Origin of the sequence: Pandoraea sp. (genome assembly GCF_004297875.1) — a bacterium.
GTDB lineage: Bacteria > Pseudomonadota > Gammaproteobacteria > Burkholderiales > Burkholderiaceae > Pandoraea.
The window spans coordinates 1-23,817 of record NZ_SCSK01000029.1; the positions used below are offsets into that span (position 1 = coordinate 1).

22 protein-coding genes and 1 tRNA gene are annotated in these 23,817 nt (G+C 61.5%); 12 read left to right on the top strand and 11 right to left on the bottom strand.

Annotated elements, in window-relative coordinates:
- Window positions 1–155 precede the first annotated feature (155 nt).
- Window positions 156–232 (top strand) — tRNA-Asp (locus tag EPN80_RS08160).
- A 66-nt stretch (window positions 233–298) separates the two neighbouring features.
- On the opposite strand, the gene EPN80_RS08165 is transcribed toward EPN80_RS08160, so the two are convergent.
- The 6 genes from EPN80_RS08165 to wrbA all read right to left on the bottom strand — a co-directional run bounded on the left by EPN80_RS08165 (window position 299) and on the right by wrbA (window position 6,398).
- A complete protein-coding gene (locus EPN80_RS08165) occupies window positions 299–1,684 on the bottom strand; it encodes an MATE family efflux transporter (protein ID WP_293025645.1) in 1,386 nt (461 codons plus the stop codon).
- Window positions 1,685–1,701: 17 nt separating this feature from the next.
- The gene (locus EPN80_RS08170) at window positions 1,702–3,411 is read right to left on the bottom strand and encodes a glycosyltransferase family 39 protein (RefSeq protein ID WP_293025647.1); all 1,710 of its coding nucleotides are present in this window, start codon (window positions 3,409–3,411) and stop codon (window positions 1,702–1,704) included.
- A gap of 165 nt (window positions 3,412–3,576) precedes the next feature.
- The gene (locus EPN80_RS08175; protein ID WP_293025649.1) at window positions 3,577–3,843 is read right to left on the bottom strand and encodes a type B 50S ribosomal protein L31; all 267 of its coding nucleotides are present in this window, start codon (window positions 3,841–3,843) and stop codon (window positions 3,577–3,579) included.
- A gap of 148 nt (window positions 3,844–3,991) precedes the next feature.
- Window positions 3,992–5,419 (bottom strand): FAD-binding oxidoreductase, encoded by a 1,428-nt coding sequence (locus EPN80_RS08180; protein ID WP_293025651.1) that lies wholly within the window; start codon window positions 5,417–5,419, stop codon window positions 3,992–3,994.
- Window positions 5,420–5,429: 10 nt separating this feature from the next.
- Entirely contained in the window at window positions 5,430–5,807 is a 378-nt protein-coding gene (locus EPN80_RS08185) for a DUF2069 domain-containing protein (RefSeq protein ID WP_293025653.1), read from the bottom strand.
- Window positions 5,808–5,810: 3 nt separating this feature from the next.
- Entirely contained in the window at window positions 5,811–6,398 is a 588-nt protein-coding gene (gene wrbA / locus EPN80_RS08190) for an NAD(P)H:quinone oxidoreductase (RefSeq protein ID WP_293025655.1), read from the bottom strand.
- Between the two features lie 144 nt (window positions 6,399–6,542).
- Here wrbA and EPN80_RS08195 point away from each other — a divergent pair, with 144 nt between their 5' ends.
- Window positions 6,543–7,724: a YihY family inner membrane protein gene (locus tag EPN80_RS08195; RefSeq protein ID WP_293025798.1), complete on the top strand. Its 1,182-nt coding sequence runs from the start codon at window positions 6,543–6,545 to the stop codon at window positions 7,722–7,724.
- 7 nt (window positions 7,725–7,731) lie between these two features.
- Here the strand turns inward: EPN80_RS08195 and EPN80_RS08200 are convergent, their stop codons facing one another.
- From EPN80_RS08200 to EPN80_RS08210, 3 genes are all read right to left on the bottom strand, one after another.
- Window positions 7,732–8,049 (bottom strand): DUF962 domain-containing protein, encoded by a 318-nt coding sequence (locus EPN80_RS08200; RefSeq protein WP_293025657.1) that lies wholly within the window; start codon window positions 8,047–8,049, stop codon window positions 7,732–7,734.
- Between the two features lie 75 nt (window positions 8,050–8,124).
- A complete protein-coding gene (locus EPN80_RS08205) occupies window positions 8,125–8,940 on the bottom strand; it encodes an alpha/beta hydrolase (RefSeq protein WP_293025659.1) in 816 nt (271 codons plus the stop codon).
- A gap of 12 nt (window positions 8,941–8,952) precedes the next feature.
- Window positions 8,953–10,239 carry an O-acetylhomoserine aminocarboxypropyltransferase gene (locus EPN80_RS08210; protein ID WP_293025661.1) on the bottom strand — a complete coding sequence of 429 codons (1,287 nt, stop codon included), beginning with the start codon at window positions 10,237–10,239 and terminating at the stop codon, window positions 8,953–8,955.
- 187 nt (window positions 10,240–10,426) lie between these two features.
- Here EPN80_RS08210 and EPN80_RS08215 point away from each other — a divergent pair, with 187 nt between their 5' ends.
- The 3 genes from EPN80_RS08215 (at window position 10,427) to aroC (ending at window position 14,060) form a co-directional block, all read left to right on the top strand.
- The gene (locus EPN80_RS08215) at window positions 10,427–10,879 is read left to right on the top strand and encodes a CBS domain-containing protein (protein ID WP_047214421.1); all 453 of its coding nucleotides are present in this window, start codon (window positions 10,427–10,429) and stop codon (window positions 10,877–10,879) included.
- Window positions 10,880–10,981: 102 nt separating this feature from the next.
- Complete coding sequence (locus tag EPN80_RS08220) at window positions 10,982–12,895, top strand: MFS transporter (protein WP_293025664.1); 1,914 nt, start codon at window positions 10,982–10,984, stop codon at window positions 12,893–12,895.
- Between the two features lie 55 nt (window positions 12,896–12,950).
- Window positions 12,951–14,060 carry a chorismate synthase gene (aroC, locus tag EPN80_RS08225; RefSeq protein ID WP_293025666.1) on the top strand — a complete coding sequence of 370 codons (1,110 nt, stop codon included), beginning with the start codon at window positions 12,951–12,953 and terminating at the stop codon, window positions 14,058–14,060.
- Between the two features lie 85 nt (window positions 14,061–14,145).
- On the opposite strand, the gene EPN80_RS08230 is transcribed toward aroC, so the two are convergent.
- Complete coding sequence (locus EPN80_RS08230) at window positions 14,146–15,819, bottom strand: electron transfer flavoprotein-ubiquinone oxidoreductase (RefSeq protein ID WP_293025668.1); 1,674 nt, start codon at window positions 15,817–15,819, stop codon at window positions 14,146–14,148.
- Between the two features lie 144 nt (window positions 15,820–15,963).
- Here EPN80_RS08230 and EPN80_RS08235 point away from each other — a divergent pair, with 144 nt between their 5' ends.
- Both EPN80_RS08235 and EPN80_RS08240 read left to right on the top strand, forming a co-directional pair.
- The gene (locus EPN80_RS08235) at window positions 15,964–16,740 is read left to right on the top strand and encodes an SDR family oxidoreductase (protein ID WP_293025670.1); all 777 of its coding nucleotides are present in this window, start codon (window positions 15,964–15,966) and stop codon (window positions 16,738–16,740) included.
- Between the two features lie 131 nt (window positions 16,741–16,871).
- Complete coding sequence (locus EPN80_RS08240) at window positions 16,872–17,939, top strand: DctP family TRAP transporter solute-binding subunit (protein WP_293025672.1); 1,068 nt, start codon at window positions 16,872–16,874, stop codon at window positions 17,937–17,939.
- A 28-nt stretch (window positions 17,940–17,967) separates the two neighbouring features.
- Here EPN80_RS08240 and EPN80_RS08245 read toward each other — a convergent pair whose 3' ends face one another.
- The gene (locus EPN80_RS08245) at window positions 17,968–18,513 is read right to left on the bottom strand and encodes a PAS and helix-turn-helix domain-containing protein (protein ID WP_293025674.1); all 546 of its coding nucleotides are present in this window, start codon (window positions 18,511–18,513) and stop codon (window positions 17,968–17,970) included.
- Window positions 18,514–18,675: 162 nt separating this feature from the next.
- Between EPN80_RS08245 and EPN80_RS08250 the strand changes: the two genes are divergently transcribed.
- The 5 genes from EPN80_RS08250 to EPN80_RS08270 all read left to right on the top strand — a co-directional run bounded on the left by EPN80_RS08250 (window position 18,676) and on the right by EPN80_RS08270 (window position 23,710).
- Window positions 18,676–19,374: a CoA transferase subunit A gene (locus EPN80_RS08250; protein WP_293025676.1), complete on the top strand. Its 699-nt coding sequence runs from the start codon at window positions 18,676–18,678 to the stop codon at window positions 19,372–19,374.
- A gap of 21 nt (window positions 19,375–19,395) precedes the next feature.
- A complete protein-coding gene (locus tag EPN80_RS08255) occupies window positions 19,396–20,034 on the top strand; it encodes a CoA transferase subunit B (protein WP_293025678.1) in 639 nt (212 codons plus the stop codon).
- A gap of 151 nt (window positions 20,035–20,185) precedes the next feature.
- Entirely contained in the window at window positions 20,186–21,055 is an 870-nt protein-coding gene (locus EPN80_RS08260) for an alpha/beta hydrolase (RefSeq protein WP_293025680.1), read from the top strand.
- Window positions 21,056–21,086: 31 nt separating this feature from the next.
- Window positions 21,087–21,449, top strand: coding sequence for a RidA family protein (locus tag EPN80_RS08265; RefSeq protein ID WP_293025682.1), 363 nt, complete (start codon window positions 21,087–21,089; stop codon window positions 21,447–21,449).
- A gap of 41 nt (window positions 21,450–21,490) precedes the next feature.
- Complete coding sequence (locus EPN80_RS08270) at window positions 21,491–23,710, top strand: bifunctional (p)ppGpp synthetase/guanosine-3',5'-bis(diphosphate) 3'-pyrophosphohydrolase (protein WP_293025684.1); 2,220 nt, start codon at window positions 21,491–21,493, stop codon at window positions 23,708–23,710.
- Window positions 23,711–23,817 lie beyond the last annotated feature (107 nt).

Here is a 23,817-nt window from a genome sequence, read left to right on the forward strand (position 1 = left end):
TAGAGGCCTAGGACATCACCCTTTCACGGTGAGTACAGGGGTTCGAATCCCCTAGGGGACGCCAGGATTCGACGCCGGAGTCATTCGGTTGAGTTCTGAACGGTGCCGACGCGAGTTGGCCCAAACCCGCGAGACAAGCGGGCGCTGTTGAGTTTGGAGCGGTAGTTCAGTTGGTTAGAATACCGGCCTGTCACGCCGGGGGTCGCGGGTTCGAGCCCCGTCCGCTCCGCCAAATGCTCGGTCTCATCGCAGTCGATGACATAAAGACCGCTTAAAGCCCGCATCGTTGCGGGCTTTTTTATTTGGCGTGACTTCGGGGCAGATGGTCTGCGCTGCAGGTGCCGATCCAATGCAGATATAACATCAGGCCCGCCGCAGCCAGGCCCAGGCTCAGGCTGTTGGCAAACCAAAAACCCGATGCCCCCAGCAAATAGTGCGGTGTAATGCCGAACGTATCGAAACCCAGCGCATAACCTCCACCGAGCCCGACTCCCCACAATGCCACGGCGTAAATCACGGTCGGCACCACGGCAACCTTGTACGCGCGCAACACGAAGATCGTGCTTACCTGCATCGCGTCAAACACGTGGTAGAACGTGACGAACACGAACAGAGGCGCTGCCGCATGTGCGATCAAGGGATCCGGTGTGTACGCCGCAATCAAGTTCGCACGATTAATCCACACCAGCAGACTGATGCACATCGCCAGCCCGACCGCGAATGAGATGCCGTGGCGACCCAGCCGTCGCGCCGCGGCGAAGTCCCGCGCGCCGAGCGCCTGCGCCACCAGCGTCGCGGTGGCGATGCCCAGCGACATCGGCAGCATGTACAGAACGGTTCCCAGATTCGCGGCGATCTGATGCCCTGCCAGCACGGTGGCGCCGAATCGCGCGATGAAGATCGCCATGAACGTGAACGCGGTGACCTCGATGAGATAGCCCAGTCCCATGGGAACGCCGAGCTTGAGCAACGACTTGATGCGAGGCCATTGCGGCCACGAAAATTGGTGATAGATGCCGAACTGACGCAACAGCGAATGACGCTGCATCAGAAATAGCCCAAGCAGGCACGACACCCAGTTGATGAGCGTGGTCGCCAGCGCGCACCCCGCGCTACCCAGCGCCGGCACGAGGGACACTCCCAGCCGACCGGTGCCATAGATGAAAATGAAATTCAGCGGGATTTTCAGTGCCAGGCCGATCAACTGAATCATCATCACGATGCGCGGCCTGGCGATCGCGTTGCTCAGCGATGAATAGACGCGAAATGCCAGTGCGGCCGGTAGCCCCAGCGCGAGAATCTGCAAGTAGGCTACCGTGCGACCTTCGAGCGCCGGTTTTGCGTCAGCGATGTGCAGCAGGGCATAGGGGTGCAGCAACAGCGCCATGCCTGGCACCGACAGGCCGGCTGCGAGCCACAGGGCTTGCCGGACCTCCTCGCCGATTTCGGTATGGCGATGAGCGCCATACAGTTGCGCTGCGATAGGGGACAGCGCCACAAGCACGCCCATCATGCCGACATAGACGGTGATGTATATCGAGCCGCCCAGCGCCAGTGCGGCGAGGTCGGTTGCGGTGTAGCGCGCCACCATGCCCGTATCTATGACCCCGAAGGCGACTACCGCCAACTGGCCGATCAACACAGGCCATGCCAGACTGACGATCCGACGAATATCTCTCAACATTGGCGCCGTCTCGATCGTCAATGGTGAGGACGTTCCTGCAATTCGTAGAGGCGGAAACGCTCGTCGCGGTCCGCCGCGCGTCGGCCTTCCCACAGCAGGTGCCACTCGTAAGGGGCGAGTGCGCCAGGTTGGTCGTAATCCTGCGTATCCTGGCGCAGCAGAATATTGCAGTTGTCCTCGCCAAATCGCATATGACCAAAATACGCGAATGACGCCAGCTGTGCATCTCCGACTCGGGCGGTGCGGATGCAGTTATAGTTGGACGGCAGATGGGCAACGATTTGTGCCGCAACGTCACGGTACGTTCTGCCGTAGTTCACCAATGGCAGCCACAGCGTCATCAGCAGCACCCACATCAACGTGGTGCCGCCGCCCGAAAGCACCACGCTGCGCCACAGCACTTTGGGATTACGCGAAATGCGCCATACCACCAGTACGATCCAGGCGGCCGTGACGGCAAAAGCGCAGACAAGCGTGACCCAACTGAAAGTCGCCTGGAAGCCTGGTACCAGGCGGTGCAGATTTCTGGCGATCTGGCTGGGGAATCCCGTCAGGCCCGCGAGCCAGACGAGCCAGACGAAGCTGCCCAGAATCGTGAAGCTCAGGACGGCAAACCAATCGAAAGCGTTGATGGCGCCCCGTTTGAGGGTCGGCAAGCCGAACGCCGACAGTATTGCCAGCGAGGGCAACAGCAGAATGAAGAACCGGTTGCTCTGGTGAGCTTGCAGCAGCACCAATAGGGCCAGCGGGGCCAGTACCGCCAGCGGGGCAGCGATGTGCGGCGCGCGGTGAAGCCCGCGCCAGCTATGCAGCGACCACAAGGCCAGCGGCCATGCTGGCCAGGCGAACAGCGCCAGATTCTTGACGGTATAAAACAGCGCATCGCTGTTCGGGCCGCCGAACGTGTCGAAACCAACGTCCAACCACTCGCCGATCCAGAATTGGCCGCCAGGCGCCCATTTCATCGTGGCGAGCGGCCATGTGGCCGATAGCGCGATGCCGATCGGGGCGCCGGCCAGCAGCAGCGCAAGTCGGGGGAGCGGGCGGCACACCAGCAAGAGTATGGCGCTGGCCAGCAGGACGGCCAGCGAAAGTGCAAGCGACCCGGTCAGCGTCAATCCGCCCAGCGCAAAACCGAACCAGATTGCGCCCTGCCACGGCTTGTCGAGCGATCGAACAAGGCCGTAAAGCGTCATGGCGACAAACGTCAATTGCCCGACTTCGGCTGTCGTCTCGTGGCCGCGCTCGGCCAGGCCGAAGCACGCGAGCAGAATCAGCAGAGCGCCGTCGGCCAGCGTGCGGCCGTAATCGCGGGGCTCGGGTTCACCACCGAAAGCATATTTGAAGGGCTGAACCTCGGCGCGGCGACCGAGCAGATACGTGCTGTACCAGACGAAGGCGCACGTGGCGTAGAAGCAAAGGCCAGTGACAATGCGAGCAGCGTCCGGCGCGCTCATCCAGCGATGCATCAGGCGAATGACCAGGGCACCGAACCAGAAGATCAACGGACCACTGTCGAACACGGACTTACCGGCGATATTTGGCAGTAGCCAGTCGTGCCAATGACCCTGCGCCATGGTCCACATCACGCCGAAGCCTGCGGCATCCTCGTTTTTCCATGGATCGCGGCCGAACAAGCCCGCCAGCACATAGATGGCGCAAATCGCGAAAAGCAGGGAGCGAGGAAGCGCGCTGGTGGCCGAAGCAGTGAGACGGAAGCGTTTCATCAGGTGATTGGACAGATGATGGCCGATTCGATTAGTCCGAGAGTATGACAGCTAATTTGATAACGCCGCGTATGCTGTAACGCCCCGTAACGAACATGTGGCACGCGAGCCCGCGCCATGAAAAAAGGCAGCCGAAGCTGCCTTGATGGCTTGGTGCCGATACGCTTACTTTGCAGCGGTTTTGCCGGTCCGGTTGCCAAATTTTTGGCGGAATTTTTCCACGCGCCCTGCGGTGTCCATGATCTTTTGCGTGCCGGTGTAAAACGGATGCGATTCGGACGACACTTCGATCTTCACCAGCGGGTATTCCTTACCATCCTGCCACTTGATGGTTTCCTTGGTCTGAATGGTCGAGCGGGTCTTGAAGCTGAAGTCGTTCGACAGGTCGACGAATACGACTTCGCGATAATTCGGATGAATGCCTTCTTTCATGATCAAGCCTTTGTCGGTAGGTAGCCAGCCCGCACACCTGTGCGAACCACTTGCCGAGTTGATAAAACGCGAATTATGCCAGAAAAACAACAAGTTGCGCAAAATTTTCGGTAACCCTGAAAATTAGCCCGCTGCGCCGCCACAAAACCTACTGGCCGTCGGGCAGCACCTTCCCCGGATTAAGCAGGCCGTTGGGGTCCAGCGATGCCTTGAGCGCGCGCATCAGCCCGATTTCGACCGGACCTTTGTAGCGTTCGATGGCATTACGCTTGAGGCGGCCCAGGCCATGTTCGGCGCTGATCGAGCCATGTTGGGCGAATACGGAATCGAACACGAGACGATTGATGGCAGCCTCGTGCTGCAAGAAATACTTGGGATCGCTTCCTTCCGGCGCCTGCACGTTGTAGTGCAAATTGCCGTCGCCCAGATGGCCAAAGGTCACCATGCGCGCCCCCGGGAATTCCCGCTGGATCAACGGGTCGGTCGCCTCGATAAAGCCGGCGATGCGCGACACCGGCACGGCGATGTCGTGCTTGATGTTCAAGCCTTCCTGGGCCTGGGCCAGCGGAATGCTCTCGCGCAAATGCCAGAGGGCATGTGATTGCTGCATGCTTTGCGCCACCAGGGCATCGTCCACGGCGCCCCGTTCGAGGCCTGCCTCGAGTATTGATTCGAGCAGGCCGCGCGCATGCGCTTCGCTCTCGTTATCGGACAACTCGAGCAGGACCATGTACGCGTGCGTGGTGTCGAACGGATAGCGCAATGCCGGGAAATGGGTTTGCACCAATCGCAGACAGAAATCCGACATCAGTTCGAAACCGGTGAGCAGCGGACCGGCCTGCTCCTGTGCGATGCCCAGCAAGGTCACGGCGGCGCGCGGTGTGCTCACGGCCGCCAAGGCGGTGACACGAGCGCGAGGCTGCGGGAACAGCTTGACGGTCGCAGCGGTAATAATGCCGAGCGTGCCCTCCGAGCCGATGAAAATGTCGCGCAAATCATAGCCGGTGTTGTCTTTGCGCAGCCCGCGCAGGCCGTCCCAGACTTCTCCCTGTGCGGTCACGACCTCCAGCCCCAGGCACAATTCCCGGGCGTTGCCGTAGCGCAGCACCGCCGTGCCACCGGCGTTGGTCGCCAGATTGCCGCCCAGCGTACAACTGCCCTCGGCGGCAAGGCTCAGGGGAAAGAGCCGGCCTGCCTCCTGGGCCGCGTCCTGAACGTTTTGCAAAATGCAGCCAGCCTCGGCGGTCAGTGTGTGGTTGTCGACGTCGATATCGCGAATGCGGTCCAGTCGGCGCAGGCTCAGGACGATCTGGCGGCCCTGCTCGCACGGGGTCGCTCCGCCAACCAGGCCGGTATTGCCGCCCTGTGGCACGATCGCGATGCGGTGGCGATTGCAGGCGCGCACCACTACCGCGGTCTGCGCGGCATCGATCGGACGAACCACGGCGAGGGCCTGGCCGGTGTAGCGTCGCCGCCAATCGGTCAAATATGGCGCCATATCGATGTCTTGGCGAAGCAGATGCGAATCGCCGACGATCGCTGCGCACTCCGATAAAAATTCAGCATCGTTCATCATGCGCTCCAGGTCAGTCGCGCGGGAGGTTCGTTCGAGCCTTGGCACGCGCGGCCTGCTTGAACGGACGCACATACAATATCGCGCACAGATAGAAAGCGAAGCTCAGTGCGCTCTCGATCCAGCCGAGCGTGGCCGACGTCGTCGCCGTGTCGCTCATGCCGCGTACCACGCCCTCGGCCAGGTAGAGCAGCATCAGCATGCTGGACCACTGTAGAGTGTAGACGTCGCGCTTGAGTACGCCGCGCAACGGCAGCAACAGCGGCAGGGCTTTGAGTGCCAGCCAAGAGCCGCCAGGGCGTAGTGGCGCCAGCCATAGCTCCCAGGCCAGGCAAAGCCCGATCAGTCCCAGGAGGCTGACGGTGGTGCCGGCGTAACAGATGCGTCGCATGCGTCAATGGGCCAATTTGAGCGCGGTGCGCGCGAGCCTGGCGCCGAGCGCCACGGCCAGTTGCCGTTCGTCGTCGCTGATGGTGCCGCCGGTCTGGGCAAAGTGCGTTGCGCCATAGGGCGAGCCGCCGGTGCGCGTGCTCATCAGGCTGCTTTCGGTGTAAGGCAGGCCCAGCAGAAGCATGCCATGGTGCAGCAGCGGGATCATCATCGACAGCAAGGTGCTTTCCTGTCCGCCGTGCAGGCTGCCGCTGGAGGTGAAGACGCAGGCTGGTTTGCCGGCCAGCGCACCGGATAGCCACTGCGGGGTCGAGCCGTCGAGAAAGTATTTGAGCGCGGCGGCCATATTGCCGAAGCGGGTGGGGGAGCCCAGCGCCAACCCGACGCACTCCTCGAGATCGCGCAATTCGGCATATGGCGGGCCGCTATCGGGAATTTCCGGCGCACTGCTCTCGCACACGGTAGAGACCCCGGGCACGGTGCGCACTCTTGCCTGAGCGCCGGGCACGCTGTCGATCCCCTGCGCGATAAAACGTGCCAATTGGGCAGTCGTGCCGTGTCGGCTGTAAAACAAAACCAGGATGTCTTTCATGGCGAACTCGATGAGCAAGCAGTTATTATAGGGGCTCTCACGGCGGCCACGCGCGCGGCCGGCCACAAGCCCTCCGGGAGGACACTCTTGCACAAACCGAGCCGATTGGACTTCGAAAGTATCCGGGAAATCGTCAGGTTCGTGATGCGGCGTAGCCGGGAAGACCGCGTGCCACAAATCGCCGGGAGCCTGACGTTTACCACCGTGCTCGCGCTGGTGCCGCTGCTGGCCGTGGCGTTCGCGCTGTTCACGGCATTTCCGATGTTCAATACGTTTCGCGATGCGCTGCAGGAGTTCCTGCTCTCGCATCTGATGCCCGACACGGTCAACGACCAGATCTTCCGTTATTTGAATCAGTTTGCGGCCAAGGCCAAAAGCTTGACCACGGTCGGCCTGATCGGGTTGCTGCTGACGTCGGTGGCCACCATGATGACCATCGAGTCGGTCTTCAACGTGATTTGGCGGGTGCCGCGGCCCCGGCCGCTGGCCCAGCGGGTGCTGGTCTACTGGGCGATTCTCACGCTCGGGCCACTGCTGTTCGGCGTGAGCCTGTCGATCAGTTCTTACGCGCTGAGTCAGTCGATGTCGCTGGTGCACACACTGCCGCTGGCGGTGGCCTGGCCGCTGGGCCTTTTGCCGGCGCTGCTGTCGGCGGTGGCCTTCACGCTGCTCTATCTTTACATGCCGCATTGCCGGGTCGACTGGCGCGATGCGCTGACCGGAGGGACAATCGCCGCGCTGGCCTTCGAAATCGCCAAGCGCGGTTTCGCGCTGTATATCAAGAAATTCCCGACATACACAGCCGTCTACGGAGCCTTTGCCGCCATACCGATTTTTTTGCTATGGGTTTATCTGAGTTGGCTGGTGACTTTGTGGGGGGCGACTTTGACGGCGGTGCTGCCATCGTTCCGGGAGCGCCATTTCCATCATCGCGAGTTCCCTGGCAGTTATTTGCTCGATGCGCTGACGATACTGTCAGCGCTCAACAAGGCGCGCGATAGCGGCAATCCCGGTCTGACGCAGCTTCAATTGGCCCGCCAGACCTATTCCGATTTGACTCACACGGCAAAATTGCTGGGCGAGCTTGAGCAATTCCAGTGGATCGGTCGTCTCGCCAATTCGAAGGGACCCGACCGCTGGGTATTGCTGGTCAATCCGGAGACCGCGTCCCTGGAGCGCCTGGTTGTGCAACTGACGATCGATTTCGGCGAACTGTCGCAGCAGTTGACGCGACGCCAGCTCGATGGCGAGCGCATAGCGACGATGCTGCGCGAGGGGCGTTGGGATGTGCCGCTGGCGGAAGTGTTGCGCCAGCCTGCGGCATAAGGCGGCGCTACAGCCGGATGCGGCCGAGACAAATGTCGCGAAACATAGCCCAGTCGCCGATCAGGCTATACCATGGGTGGCGAAATGTTGCGGGGCGATTTTTCTCGAAAAAGAAGTGTCCGACCCAGGCAAATGCGTAACCGCAGACTGGCACGCCCAACAGCCACCACGGATCTGCCGTAACAGCGAAAGCCGCCAGCAGCGCCAGCGCGCCAAGAGACCCGGCAAAGTGCAGGCGGCGGCAGGTGCGGTTACGGTGCTCGCTCAGGTAGTAAGGATAAAACTCGGCGAACGTGCGAAAGTGATCAGTACGAACATCGCTCATGCCAGACTCCGGTGGGGCCTCTTCACTGGTTCATTGTTGTTCCGTTCGCGCGCGGTGGCAAGGGCGGGCAGAGCGTCACCGTCGCGCGAACCCGTACAGCGCGTCAAGGGTTGCATCGGGCTGTTCCCCCATCATCGCGTGACCGGCGTCCAGCAGCACGGTGTCGACTGTCACACCGTGTGCAGTCATGGTGTCGATCAGGGCCTGGGCCGCCCTGGGGGGCGTCATGACGTCACGACGCCCAAGGACGAACAGGGCCGCACAGCGGATTTGCGCGGCCGCGGCAAGACCGTTCTGATAGCTGTTGCACGCCGAGAAGTCGATCAGAAATACTTGCGCGGCGTTACTGTGCGACACGCGTTCCATCAGGCGTTGATTCCCCCCGTGCATCCAGAACCCGGGCGCTGGAAACGACGGCTTGTTGGCGATACTCGCGTGCGACCAGGTATTGACCATGTCGATGGCTTCGGCTTCGCGATGTGCGGCCGCATCGAGCAGCGCGTCCGATACTTTCATCGGGTAGGCGGTTCCGACCAGTGCGATTTTTTCGACGCGTTCCGGGTAACGGGCGGCGGCCTCCAGGGCGATCAGCGACCCCATGCTGTGCCCGATGAGAAGCGCGCGGGCCACGCCGGCGGCGTCGAGCAACTGGACAGTCCAATCGGCCAGCGCTTCGATGCTGGTCAACGGAGCGCCGGAGCTGCGATGGTGACCGGGTAGATCAACGGCCAGCACATTGAAGCCATGATGCGCAAAGTAACGCGTCTGCAGAATCCAGACGCTGTGGTCGTGCTCCGCGCCGTGCAGAAATACAGCGGTGGGCAGCGCAGGGTCGAACGGTTTGCCGCCCGTATAGGCGTAGGCGGTTTGTCCGGCGATGTTCAGGATCATGGGATCGGTCTCTCAGGATTTTTGGGCGGCCTTGAGCCCGCGTTTCAGGTCGGCGATCAGATCATCCGGATCTTCGAGGCCGATCGACAGGCGCACTGTGCCTTCGCTGATTCCCGCGGCCGCCAGCGCGGCGGCGTCCATTCGGAAATGCGTGGTCGAGGCTGGATGAATGACCAGCGAACGCGCGTCTCCAACGTTGGCCAAATGCGAAAACAGTTGCAAACTCTCGATGAAACGCCGGCCGGCGGTGCGATCGCCCCGTAGATTGAAGCTGAAGACCGCGCCGGCACCCTTGGGCAGTAACCGCTTGGCCAGCGTGTAATCGGGGTGGCTAGCCAGTTCCGGGTATGCGACGGACTCGACGGCCGGGTGGGCGACCAGGAACTCGACGACGCGACGGGTGTTCTCGACATGCCTGGCCATGCGCAGCGGCAGCGTCTCGACGCCCTGCAGCAACTGCCAGGCCGCCTGCGGGTGCATGCAGGCGCCGAAATCGCGCAGTCCCTCCCGGCGGGCGCGCAACAAAAACGGGGCGACGGTGCTCTCCTCGGCAAATACCATGCCGTGAAAGCCGTCGTAGGGTTCCGTGAATTCGGGGTATTTGCCGGAGCGCTCGAAATCGAATGTCCCGCCGTCGACCAGCACGCCGCCAATCGTGGTGCCGTGTCCGCCGAGGAATTTGGTGGCGGAATGGTAGACCAGATCGGCGCCGTGCTCGAAGGGACGCTGCAGATAGGGCGTGGTGAAAGTCGCATCGACCAGCAGTGGCACGCCGTGATCGTGCGCGATGGCGGAAATCTGCGGAATATCCAGTACGTCGAGACCGGGATTGCCCAGCGTCTCGCCGAACAGCAGGCGTGTGTTGGGGCGCAGCGCGGCGCGCCAGCCCGCCAGGTCGCCCGGGCGCACGAAGGTGGTTTCGATGCCAAAGCGCCGCAGTGTGTAATGCAACAAATTGTGCGAACCGCCATACAGGGCGCTTGATGCGACGATATGGGCGCCAGCCCCCATCAAAGTGGCGATGGCCAGGTGCAGGGCGGCCTGGCCGCTGGCAGTGGCGATCGCACCCACGCCATTCTCCAGCGCGGCGATACGCTCCTCGAAGACGGCGGTGGTGGGATTCGAGATGCGGGAGTAAACATGCCCCGCGCGTTCCATATTGAAGAGCGCGGCGGCATGATCGCTATCGCGAAACACGAACGATGTGCTCAGGTAGAGTGGCGTGGCGCGTGCGCCGGTCGCAGGATCCGGGGCCGCCCCGGCGTGCAGGGCCAGCGTGTCGAACTGATTGGCAGGCATGGTCGGAAGCGGTTGGACGGCCGCTTTAGTCAAAGTAGAATGCATCCTAACATTGACATTCAGCCGCGGCGACAGGGCAGTTTCGCCTTTATTTTTCGAGGCGTTTCGGCTAGCATCGAAATATGGCTTCGACGCTGTCGCTCAAAACACAAGCGGCGGCGCTGCCACCCCAAAAGAGGAGCGAATCATGCGTGTGAGTGACATCCTGAAAGTGAAGGGCAACACCCTGTTCACTGTGACGCCGGATACGCTGCTGAACGAAGCCGTGATCACGATGGCTCAGAACGATATCGGTTCGCTGGTCGTGATGGAGTCCGGCAATCTGGTCGGCATGCTGACGTTCCGGGAAATCATCGAGACGATCAGCGCCAACGGCGGTTCGGTCGGCAGCACGACGATCCGGAAGGTGATGGACGATCATCCGCTGATCTGCACGCTCGAAACCGACGTCAACGAAGTACGCCGCATGATGCTTGAGCGCCACGCGCGTTATCTGCCCGTGATGGACAGCAACATGCTCATGGGCGTGATCTCATTCTACGACGTCGCCAAGGCGGTCGTGGAAGAGCAGTCGTTCGAGAACAAAATGCTCAAGGCCTACATTCGAGATTGGCCGGAAGAGGAGCAGAACGCCGGGTGAGCCGATCTCCCGTCGACGAAAGCGCGCCTGTGAAGCGCGCTTTTTTATGCGCCGTCGCTTCCCCCCCCGATGCGCCGATGACATCTCTCTGCAAGGATACGCATGACGCAAAACGCGCCTGGCCAATCCCCCGCCAGTCAATACCAACTGCTCAAGCAGCGCCGCTTCGCGCCGTTCTTCTGGACCCAGTTTCTCGGTGCAATGAACGACAACATCTTCAAGATCGCCTTCACGTCGCTGGTGACTTACCATACGGCGCTGTTCGCCGGGGTGGATGGCAAAACGGCGGCATTTCTGATTTCAGCGATCTTCATCGTACCGTTCGTGCTGTTTTCCGCCACCAGCGGCCAGATTGCCGACAAATGGGAGAAGTCGCGCCTGATCCGGCTGGTCAAAACACTCGAAATCGGCATCATGCTGCTCGGCACCGCGGGTTTTTACTGGCACAGCGCACCGCTGCTCTATACCGGCACATTCCTGATGGGGTTGCATTCGACTCTTTTCGGGCCGGTCAAATACGCGTACTTGCCTCAACATTTGAATCAACGGGAGTTGGTCGGCGGCAACGGCATGGTCGAGATGGGCACGTTCGTTGCCATTTTGATCGGCACGATCTCGGGCGGTGAAATCGCCGGGCTGGGGGAGCCGGGTTTGCTGGCGATCGGCGGCGTTTGTCTCTCGGTGGCGCTGGCCGGGCGGGTGGCTTCCCACTGGATTCCCGAGTCGGCGGCCGCACAGGCCGATTTGCGCATCAACTGGAATCCCTTTTCGGAAACCTGGCGCAATCTGGCGCTGGCGCGCGAGAGTCGCGTGGTTTTCACGGGATTGCTGGGCATTTCGTGGCTGTGGTTCCTCGGGGCGACGTTCCTGACCGCCTTCTTCAATTTCGGCAAGGACGTCCTGTCGGCCGATCAGAACGTCGTGACGGTGATGCTGGCGATGTTTTCCATCGGGATAGGCATCGGCTCGCTGCTGTGCGAGCGCCTGTCGGGCGGGCGGGTGGAGGTGGGCCTGGTGCCATTCGGCTCGATCGGCATGACGGTATTCGCGGTGGATCTCTATTTCGCCAGTCACCACCTGCCGGTGCTTGCTCATTTGCAGGGTGTGACGGAGTTCCTCGGACGAGGCGTGCATTGGCGGATCCTTGTCGATCTGTTCCTGCTGGCGATGTTCGGCGGTTTTTACAGCGTGCCGCTCTATGCGCTGATCCAGAGCCGCTGCGCGCCGACCCATCGCGCCCGCATTATCGCGGCCAACAACATCCTCAATGCACTTTTCATGATTGCCTCAGCGCTCATGGCAATGGCGCTGACGCATGCGGGATTCTCGATTCCGGAGATTTTCCTGGTCACCGGGTTGCTCAATGCCGCAGTCGCGATCTACATCTACTTGCTGGTGCCGGAGTTTCTGATTCGCTTTGTGATGTGGTTGTTGCTGCACACCGTTTACCGCATTCGTGTCACGGGCGCCGAACGGGTGCCCGACGAGGGAGCGTGTCTTTTGGTCTGCAATCACGTCAGCTTCGTCGATGCCGTCGTGATCGGGGCCTCGATCCGGCGTCCGGTGCGCTTCGTCATGGATCATCGCATTTCCCGGATTCCCTTGCTGGCGTGGTTCTTCCGTACTGTCAAGGCGATCCCGATCGCGCCCGCGCGCGAAGATGCCGACACGCTGGCGCAAGCCTATGAGCAGATCGCCAAGGCGCTGCAGGCCGGCGAGATCGTATGCCTCTTTCCGGAGGGGCGCTTGACCGATACCGGGCAAATGCAGCCGTTTCGCCGCGGCGTCGAGCGCATTCTGTCCCGCTCGCCAGTGCCGGTGTTGCCAATGGCCTTGCGCGGCCTGTGGGGCAGTTTCTTCTCTCGCAGGGACGGTGCTGCGATGACACGACCCTTTCGGCGTGGCGTGCTCAACCGTCTGGAGCTCGTGATCGGCGATCCGGTGAGCGCCGCCGACGCTACGCCGGAGCACCTGCGCGAACAAGTGTTGGCCCTGCGTGGGCCGTGGCCATGCTGATCGGCCTGATTCGCTGGCATAATGGCGGTTTCCGTATCTGCACGAATGACGACGCATGGCCGGCAATACTCTAGGGACTCTGTTTACCGTTGCGACCTTCGGCGAATCGCATGGCCCCGCCATCGGCTGTGTGATCGACGGCTGTCCCCCGGGGCTCGCGCTCAATGAAGCCGACATCCAGGCCGACCTGGATCGCCGCAAACCCGGCACGTCCCGCCATGTGACGCAGCGTAAGGAGCCCGACACTGTCGAGATCCTGTCCGGCGTGTTCGAGGGCGTCACCACCGGCACGCCAATCGCGTTGCTGATCCGCAATACCGATCAGCGCAGCAAGGATTACGGCAACATTGTCGAGACCTTTCGTCCCGGACATGCCGATTACACCTATTGGCATAAATACGGCGTTCGCGACTATCGCGGCGGCGGCCGGTCCTCGGCGCGCCTGACTGCGCCGCTGGTGGCGGCCGGCGCGGTTGCACGCAAGTGGCTGAACAAGAAATTCGGCACGCAGATTCGCGGCTACATGGCGCAATTGGGCGAGATCGACGTGCCGTTCGTCGGCTGGGAGCATGTGCGCAACAATCCGTTCTTCGCGGCCAACGCCGATGTGGTCGGGCAGCTCGAGACCTATATGGACGATTTGCGCAAGGTCGGCGATTCGGTCGGTGCTCGCATCAACGTGGTTGCCAGCGGTATCCCGGTCGGGCTGGGCGAGCCGTTGTTCGACAAGCTGGATGCCGAGATTGCCTATGCCATGATGGGTATCAACGCCGTCAAGGGGGTCGAAATCGGTGCGGGTTTTGCCTGCGTCGCGCAGCGGGGTTCCGAGCACGGCGACGAGCTGACGCCGGCGGGTTTTCTCAGCAATAACGCCGGCGGGGTGCTGGGCGGTATTTCGACCGGCCAGGATATTACCGTGTCGATTGCGATCAAGCCCACTTCCAGTATACGTACGCCGCGCCGCTCGATCGACAAGGCTGGCCAGCCCACTACGGTCGAGACATTCGGCCGGCATGATCCCTGCGTCGGCATTCGTGCGACGCCGATCGCCGAAGCGCTGTTGGCGCTGGTGTTGATCGATCATGCATTGCGCCACCGCGCGCAATGCGGCGACGTGTCGGTCGGCACGCCGGTGATTGCCGCGCGTGCACCAGAATCGACCTGAGCAACACCGCGGGACAGAGGGATAAAAAGCCGCGAGGCCTGAATTCCAGGCCCCGCGGCTTTTTGTTGCTCGACGGCGCGGCGGGTCACATATTGGGGTAGTTCGGCCCGCCACCGCCCTCAGGGACCACCCACACGATGTTCTGCGTCGGGTCCTTGATATCGCAGGTTTTGCAGTGCACGCAATTCTGCGCGTTGATCTGCAGCCGCTCTGCGCCGTCGTCGTTCTTGACGAATTCATACACGCCTGCCGGGCAGTAGCGCTGCTCGGGGCCGGCGTATTCGGCCAGATTGACGCCCACCGGCACTGTCGTGTCCTTGAGCGTCAAGTGGCACGGTTGGTTTTCCTCGTGGTTGGTGTTCGAAATGAACACCGACGAGAGCCGGTCGAACGTCAACTTGCCGTCTGGCTTGGGATAAGCGATCGGCTGGCATTGCGCAGCCGGCTTCAAGCATTCATGGTCGGCCTTGGTGCGATGAATCGTCCACGGCATCTTGCCGCCGAGCAATTTTTGCTCGATGCCGGTCATCAGCGTGGCGATCGTGCGGCCTTTCTTGAACCATTGCTTGAAATTACGGGCTTTTTGCAATTCGTCATGCAGCCATGAATTTTCGAAAGCCAGCGGGTAGTCGGTCAATTCGTCGAACTGCCGGCCGCTGGCCAGCGCGTCGAATACCGCCTTGGCCGCCAGCATGCCGGTCTTGAGCGCGGCGTGGCTGCCTTTGATGCGGCTGGCATTCAGGAATCCAGCCTCGCAACCCACTAACGCTCCGCCAGGGAATACAAGCTTGGGCAAGGAAAGGATGCCGCCGGCGGTGATGGCCCGGGCGCCGTATGCAATGCGTTTGCCGCCTTCCAGATAATGGCGGATCGCCGGATGGGTCTTGTAACGTTGAAATTCTTCGTAGGGCGACAGGTAGGGGTTTTCGTAGTCCAGGCCCACCACAAAACCAATCGACACCTGGTTATCGCTCATGTGGTAGAGGAACGATCCGCCATAGGTCTTGCTATCGAGCGGCCAGCCCGCGGTATGGATGGTTAGCCCTGCCTTGTGCTTGGCCGGATCGATTTCCCATAATTCCTTGATGCCGATGCCATAGGCTTGCGGATCCTTGCCGTCGGCCAGCCTGTAGCGGGCGATGAGCTGCTTGCCCAGATGTCCGCGGGCGCCTTCGCAAAACAGCGTGTACTTGGCGTGCAACTCCATCCCAAGCTGGAAGTTTTCGGTCGGCTGGCCGTCTCGGCCCACGCCCATGTTGCCGGTCGCGACGCCTCGGACCGAACCGTCGTCGTTATAAAGCACTTCCGCGGCGGCAAACCCCGGGAAAATCTCGACACCAAGGGCTTCGGCCTGCTGGCCCAGCCAGCGCACGACGTTGGCGAGACTGACGATATAGTTGCCGTGATTCTGAAAGCACCCGGGCAATGCCCAGTTGGGCGTGCGGCGTGCGCCGCCGTTCTCGTTGAGGAACAGAAACTGGTCTTCCGTGACGGGGGTGTCGAGCGGCGCGCCGAGCTCTTGCCAGTTAGGAAACAGCTCCGTCATGGCGCGCGGATCCATCACCGCGCCCGACAAAATGTGAGCGCCGACTTCCGAGCCCTTTTCGAGCACGCAAACGGAGACTTCCCGGTCCTGCTCCTGCGCGAGCTGTTTCAGGTGGATCGCGGCGGATAATCCGGCCGGACCGGCGCCGATGACCACAACGTCATATTCCATGGACTCTCTCGGGCCATATTGCTCGAGTAGGCTCTGGCTCATTGTTTCTCCTCACTTAACGTTAGAATTCGTGGGTTGCGGGCATTTTCCGGGAATGCCGGCCACCTCGCAAAGAAGTATTTTTAGCACGATCGTTCGATCGTGGGTGAAAATAAGCCTCTAATTCATCGGTGCAAGGAGACGTTTATGGGACGGTCGCTCAATTTGGAGGGCAAGGTCGCCCTGATCACAGGGGCGTCGAGCGGTCTGGGCATGCGGTTCTCGCAGGTGCTGGCGCAAGCTGGCGCCAAGGTCGTGCTGGCCAGCCGGCGAGTCGAGCGACTCAAGGAGCTGCGCGCCGAGATCGAGGCCGCCGGCGGCGAGGCGCACGTGGTGCGCGTCGACGTGACCGACCACGACAGTATTCGGGCGGCTGTCGCGCACGCGGAAACCGAGGCGGGGGCGATCGACATTTTGGTCAACAATTCGGGCGTGTCGACTACGGAACGGCTGGTGGACGTGACGCCACAGGGCTACGACTTCGTTTTCGATACCAACGTGCGCGGCGCTTTCTTCATGGCCCAGGAAGTGGGCAAGCGCATGATTTTGCGCGCCAAGGGCCAGCCAGGGCAGCAACACCGCGTTATCAATATCGCCTCGATCGCCGGTTTGCGTGCATTGCCGCAGATCGGCGTGTACTGCATGAGCAAGGCGGCCGTGATCCACATGACGCGGTCCATGGCGGTCGAATGGGGGCGCTACGGAATCAACGTCAACGCGATTTGCCCCGGGTATATCGATACGGAGATCAATCATCACCACTGGGAAACCGAGGCCGGACGCAAGCTCATCGATATGCTGCCGCGCAAGCGCGTGGGCACGGCGGCCGATCTTGACGGTTTGCTGCTGCTGCTGGCGTCCGACGAGTCGCATTTCATCAATGGCGCCATCATGACCGCCGACGATGGCATGAGCGCCGCATGATTGCACTCCTACGGGATTTTCCGGGCACGCGACGGCGCTAACGACGGGCATAATGTCGTTTGGTTAGCGTAAAGCGGGCACCGCCGATCCCGAGTGGATGGGGTGTCGATTAAAATTTTCTTGAGGTCAGCATGCAAAGGCACCGCTGGCGGTTGCTGCTGGCGGCCGCGGCATTTCTTTTGAGCGTGGCGGGAGGGCCGGCCAGGGCGCAGGACTATAAACCCGAATATCGTTTGTCCGTCATGCCGGACGCGACATCGCCCTGGGGGCGTGGCGCGCAGATCTGGGCCGACCTGGTGCGCCAGCGGACCAAGGGCCGCATCAAAATCAAGCTCTACACCGGAGCGTCGCTGGTTGGCGGGGACCAGACACGAGAATTCGCCGCCTTGCGCCAGGGAGTCATCGACATGGCGGTGGGCTCTACTATCAACTGGTCGCCGCAGATTCCCGAATTCAACCTGTTTTCGCTACCGTTTTTGTTGCGCAATGCGCACTCGATGGACGCCATCACGCAAGGCGAGGTGGGGCGAGAGCTGTTTGCCCGCATCGAGGAACAAGGGGTGGTGCCCCTGGCGTGGGGCGAAAACGGCTTTCGCGAACTGAGCAATTCCCGTCATCCCATTCGCACGCCCGAGGACATGCGCGGCTTGCGCTTTCGCGTGGTCGGCTCATTGTTGTTCAATGATATTTTCACGGCGCTGGGCGCGTATCCGACTCAAATGAATTGGTCCCAGGTGCTGCCCGCGCTTAAGTCACGCGAGATCGATGGACAGGAAAACCCCATTTCCATTTATTGCAGCGCCAAACTGTTCAATTTCGGCCAGCGCTATGTGACGCTTTGGGATTACATGGCCGACCCGCTGGTATTTGTGGTCAATCGCCAGGTTTGGGACAGTTGGACTGTCCGCGATCAGGAGATCGTACGGGAGGCGGCGGTCGACGCGGCGCATCTGGAAGTCTCGCTGGAACGCGATGACACGCTCGATTCCGGTCAGACCGTTTGGCAGGCAATGGCCAAGCGAGGCGTCAAGGTGATCCGACTGACGCCGGCTGAACGTCAGCGCTTTATCGACGCGACCCGCCCCGTTTATTCGAAATGGAAAATGCTGATCGGGCGTGACCTGGTTACCCAGGCCGAAAGGGAGGTGGCGCTGGCGGCCCGGCGCGATGTGTCTGCTCAAAAGCGCGCCGAGCGCTGAGTCGGGGCGCCGGTGGCAGTCCCGCAGTTCACGCGCCGAGCAGGCGCTGCACCAGCTCGGTGGCCGTGCCCGCCGCGTATTTCTGCATCAGGCGGCCGCGGTAGATGTCGACAGTGCGCGGGCTGATGGCCAGCGTCTTGCCAATTTGCTTGCTGGTCTTGCCTTGCACCAACTGGGCGGCGATTTCCCGTTCGCGCGCGGTAAGCGCGACCGCTACGCGGCGGGTCGCCGACATATCCTCGAATGTCCAGATGCCTGCTGCGTGTGGCGCGCTCAAGTCGAGCGAGCGGCCCGTCACATGGCACCAGAACAGTTCACCGCCGGCGCGTCGCATAATGCGTTCGTCGGAGTAGCTGCCCTGGGTGACCATAATAGGCGGGATGCGCTCGCCGGTACGTTCGAATTCGTCGGAAGACGGGTAAAGCACCTCGAATGACTGCCCGATGAGGGCATCGCGCGGGTAGCCGAAAATCATGCTGACTTGCGCGTTGCAATCCTCGATGACGCGCTGTCGGGAGATGACCAGGCCGATCGGAGCGAGATGGAAGGCGGTACGGTAATCGAGTGTCGTCATACGGGGAGCATCGGGTCGGCAACGTTTGCTGCCGATATGTAATTTCACGTATTGTGCCCGATCGCCGCCCGGGCGTAAGCTAATCCGCTAACAACAAGATTTAACGCAGATTTTTGTCGTTCGACTGAGTTGAATCATCCACCGAGGAAAAAGGGACAACCGATGAACAAGGTATACGCCAGTGCCAAAGAGGCCCTTGCGGGGGTCGTGCAAGACGGGCAGACCATCGCCGTGGGCGGGTTCGGGCTGTGTGGCATTCCGGAAGCGCTGATTGCCGCGTTGCGCGAATCCGGTGTCAAGCAATTGACCTGCATCAGCAATAACGCGGGTGTCGACGGCTTCGGCCTGGGGCTGTTACTGGAGACCCGCCAGATCCGCAAAATGATTTCTTCCTACGTAGGCGAGAACAAGGAGTTCGAGCGGCAATATCTGGCCGGCGAACTCGAACTGGAATTCACGCCGCAGGGCACGCTGGCCGAGAAGCTGCGTGCGGGCGGCGCCGGCATTCCGGCGTTCTTCACCAAGACCGGGGTCGGCACGGTAGTCGCCGAAGGCAAGGAAATCCGCGAATTCGATGGACAGCAATACGTCATGGAGCGCACGCTGCGCGCCGACGTGGCGCTGGTCAAGGCCTGGAAGGCGGATAAGGCTGGCAATCTGGTCTTCCGGCGCACTGCGCGCAATTTCAATCCGGTATGTGCGATGGCCGGCAAGGTGACGGTGGCCGAGGTCGAGATTCTGGTCGAAACCGGCGAGCTGGATCCGGACGAGATCCACACACCGGGCATTTTCGTACAGCGCATCGTCCACAACAAACACCCGGAAAAACGCATCGAACAGCGCACGGTACGTGCCAAGTAACGGACCGACGAGGAGATAGACATGGCATGGAATCGCGATGAAATGGCAGCGCGCGCGGCGCGTGAACTGCAGGATGGCTTTTATGTGAACCTCGGCATCGGTTTGCCCACGCTGGTGGCCAATCACGTGCCGGCCAATATGGAGGTTTGGCTGCAATCGGAGAACGGTCTGCTGGGCATCGGCCCATTCCCGACCGAGGATGCGGTCGACGCCGATCTCATCAACGCCGGCAAGCAGACGGTGACGACCCTGCCGGGTTCGTCGATTTTCTCGTCGGCCGATTCGTTCGCGATGATCCGAGGCGGGCATATCAATCTGGCAATCCTGGGAGCCATGCAGGTCAGCGAGCATGGCGATCTGGCGAACTGGATGATCCCCGGCAAGATGATCAAAGGCATGGGGGGCGCGATGGACCTGGTGGCCGGCGTGGGTCGGGTGCTGGTGCTGATGGAGCATGTGGCCAAGGGCGACGCGCACAAGATTCTTAAGGAATGCACATTGCCGCTGACGGGCGTGGGCGTGGTCGACCAGATCATTACCGACCTGGGCGTGATCGATGTGACGCCGGATGGCCTGAAGGTCGTGGAACTTGCGCCTGGGGTCAGCAAAGAGGAAATCCAGCAAAAGACGGGCGCGCCGCTCGATGTGAGCGCGGTTTGACCGAAGCAGGCCGCACGGCCTGAACTCTGGGGCGAGACAATCCGTCTCGCCTTTTTTTATTCAGCGACGGTGCGACGTCGTCTGGCGAGCCTCAAAGCGATCAAGCGCGGTAGAATCGACATTGCCCTTCGTCCCCGCAGATGAGAGAACCATGTCGATATCACAACCGCGCTTGGCCACGGTACAGTGCCTGAGCCCCTCAGGATTGCATCACATGGCGTACACGGAATGGGGCGATCCGGCCAACCCTCGCGTGCTGGTTTGTGTGCATGGCCTGACGCGTTGCGGACGAGATTTTGACGTGCTGGCGCAAGCGCTCAGCGACGTCTACCGCGTCGTGTGCCCTGACGTCGTCGGCCGCGGCGCATCCGATTGGTTGAAGAACCCTGCCGGGTATGCGGTGCCGCAATATGTAAGTGATATGGTGACGCTGATTGCCCGGCTCGGGGCAACGCACGTCGATTGGTTCGGCACCTCGATGGGCGGGCTGATCGGCATGGGGTTGGCCGGTGTGCCGGACACGCCGATTCGGAAAATGCTGCTCAACGATGTCGGGCCGCGCATCAACGCCCCGGCACTGACCCGCATCGGCGATTATCTGGGGCAGGCACCTCGCTTTCCAACGCTCGACGCCTGCATCGACTATCTGCGCATGACCTCTTTGCCGTTCGGTCCGCACACGGCGGCAGAGTGGCGCGCGCTCAGTTTGCCGCTGATTCGGCAGGAAAATGACTATTTCGTACTGCGTTATGATCCCGCGATTGCCGTGCCGTTTGCCGCGGTGACGCCGCAACTGGCGATGGCCGGCGAGATGGCGCTGTGGGCAGCGCTCGAGGCTTTCGACGGGCCGGTGCTGGTGGCGCGGGGCGAGCAGTCGGATTTGCTCTCGCGCGAGACGGTAGCGGAGATGAAAATGCGCGGCCGCCAGGTCAGCAGCGTTGAGATTCCTGGCGTTGGTCACGCGCCGACTTTTGTGCACGACGATCAGATTCGCGTGGCGCGCGAGTTCTTCGTCAAATGATTTGTCAGCATTTATCAAGGACGATTGCATTATGACGGTACGACGGTTTCATGTGGAATCCCGCTGGTCGGACATCGCGGTCCATAACGGCACGGTTTATCTGGCCGGGCAGGTCGCGGACGACACGACCCAGGGTATCGATGGGCAGGCGCGGGAAGTACTCGGTCATGTCGATCGCCTGCTGACCGAGGCGGGCAGCGATAAGTCGCTGATTCTCTCCTGTCAGATTTATTTGTCGGATATGGCGAATTTCGAAGCAATGAATCGTGTTTGGGATGCCTGGGTGGCCGCCATCCCGGGCAATGCGCCGCCGCGGGCGACGGTGCAGGCGCGTCTGGCGCGCCCCGAATTGCTGATCGAGGTCGTGGTGATCGCTGCCCAACGCGGTGGCTGACGAGTGGATACGATCCTGCGGCGCTTCTGCTTGAAAGCAGTATGAACAATTCCGAGACAACGCCTGTTATCGAATCGACATTGGAGGACGCACTGGCCTTTGCCGACGAGCGCTGCGGCGACGTCGCGCTGAGTTCCGGCGAGCCGGTGATGACGCACGCCCGGGGTATGCTGTCGATCCTCGATACGCTGAGGGTGGACGATGTGACCCGCAAGGCTGCCGCGCTGTTCGGCGTGGTCGAGCGAATCTCGGATGCGCAAGAGACGCTGACGCAACGCTTCGGCGCTGAAATTGCCACGCTGGTGGTCAATGTGCGAAAGCTGCAACTGCTGGGCGGTGTGAGCACGCGCGTGACTGCCCGTGCGCCGGCCGCAGGCAGGGACGCCGAAGCGGCGCGCAAGGCGCAGGTCGAAGCGTTGCGCAAAATGCTGCTGGCGTTTGCGCAGGATATTCGGGGGGTGTTGATTCGCCTGGCGTCTCGGGTGCAGACGCTGCGCTGGTATGCCGGGCAGAAGCTCACACCGCCGCCCGAACTGGCGCACGAAGTACTGGAAATCTATGCGCCGCTGGCCAATCGCTTGGGCATTTGGCAATTGAAATGGGAGCTCGAGGATCTGGCCTTCCGGTTCGAGCATCCCGATACCTATAAGCGTATCGCTCGCCTGCTCGACGAGAAGCGCGTCGAGCGGGAGCAGTTTATCCGCGGGGCGATCGAGCGCCTGCAGCATGAGCTGACCGCGGCCGGCGTGAAAGCGGAGGTGTCGGGTCGACCCAAGCATATCTACAGCATCTGGCGCAAGATGCGCGGCAAGGATCTGGACTTTGCCGAGCTCTACGACGTGCGCGCGTTTCGCGTCATCGTCGACGACGTTAAAGATTGCTATACGGTGCTTGGCATCGTTCATAACCTGTGGCAGCCGATTCCGAAAGAGTTCGACGATTACATCTCGCGGCCCAAGCCAAACGGCTACAAATCACTGCATACCGTTGTCATCGATGAGCAGGGACGTGCCTTCGAGGTGCAGATTCGTACCCACGAGATGCATCATTTCGCCGAGTACGGCGTGGCCGCGCATTGGCGCTACAAGGAGGCCGGACAGCGTGGCTATGCCGGGCAGGTCGTGGCCAATGAAAGCTACGATGAGAAGATCGCCTGGCTCAGGCAATTGCTGGCCTGGAAAGACGACGTCGCGGATCGCGTTGAGCACGACGACGTCGCTCCGTGGGAGCAGTTGAAGCATGCCAACATCGACGATCATATTTATGTCATGACGCCGCAGGCGCGCGTGATTGCTTTGCCGCAAGGCGCCACACCCGTCGATTTTGCCTATTACCTGCACACCGAATTGGGCCATCGCTGCCGCGGCGCCCGGGTCGACGGCGCGATGGTGCCGCTCAATACGCCGTTGCGCAACGGCCAGACTGTCGAGATCGTGGCGGTCAAGCAAGGCGGGCCGTCGCGCGATTGGCTCAACAGCCAGCTCGGCTATCTGCACAGTCAGCGCGCCCGGAACAAGGTGAGGGCGTGGTTCAACGCAGTTGAACTGCAGGAAACCATCGCCCACGGCCGCGCGATTATCGACAAAACATTGCAGCGCGAGGGCAAGACATCGACCAATCTGGACGAACTGGCCGCGCGCCTTGGGTTCAGGAATGCCGACGAGCTCTACGCATCGGTTGCCAAGGAAGAGCTCAGTCTCAGGCACGTCGAAATGGCGCTCTCGGGAACGCCTTCGCCGGAGGTCCGCAGCGACGAGGCGCTGGTCGCCAAGAAGAGCCTCGAAAGCAGCGTGGCGCAGGGTGCGTCCAGCGGCGTGCTGGTGCTTGGCGTGGGGGCATTGCTCACGCAACTGGCCAAGTGCTGCAAACCTGCGCCGCCCGACGACATCGTGGGTTTCGTCACGCACGGCAAGGGTATCTCCGTGCATCGCTGCGATTGCCGGAATTTTGTCGCGATGCGGCGCCGCGCCCCTGAGCGTGTGCTGCAGGCGGCCTGGTCGAACGAGGTGCTCGAAGGCCGTGGGGAGGCGGCGTATCCGGTCGATATTCAGATCGAAGCGACGGATAGGCAGGGGTTGCTGCGCGACATCTCTGAAATATTTTCGCGAGAGAAAATCAATGTGACGAGCGTGAATACGCAGTCACGCACTGCGCGCGCGTATATGCAATTTACGGTCGAGGTGCGCGACGCCGGCCAATTGCAGCGTGCATTGGCGCAATTGGGCGGCGTCGGCGGAGTGCTCAACGCCAAGCGCAAGTAATCGCGGCACGGCGGCAGGGCAAAGCCGCCGGTCAATGCTATCGTAGCGGTCGTGGCGTCGTCCCGACGGCGTTGATGCGGAATGCTCATTAATGACGAGGAATGTGT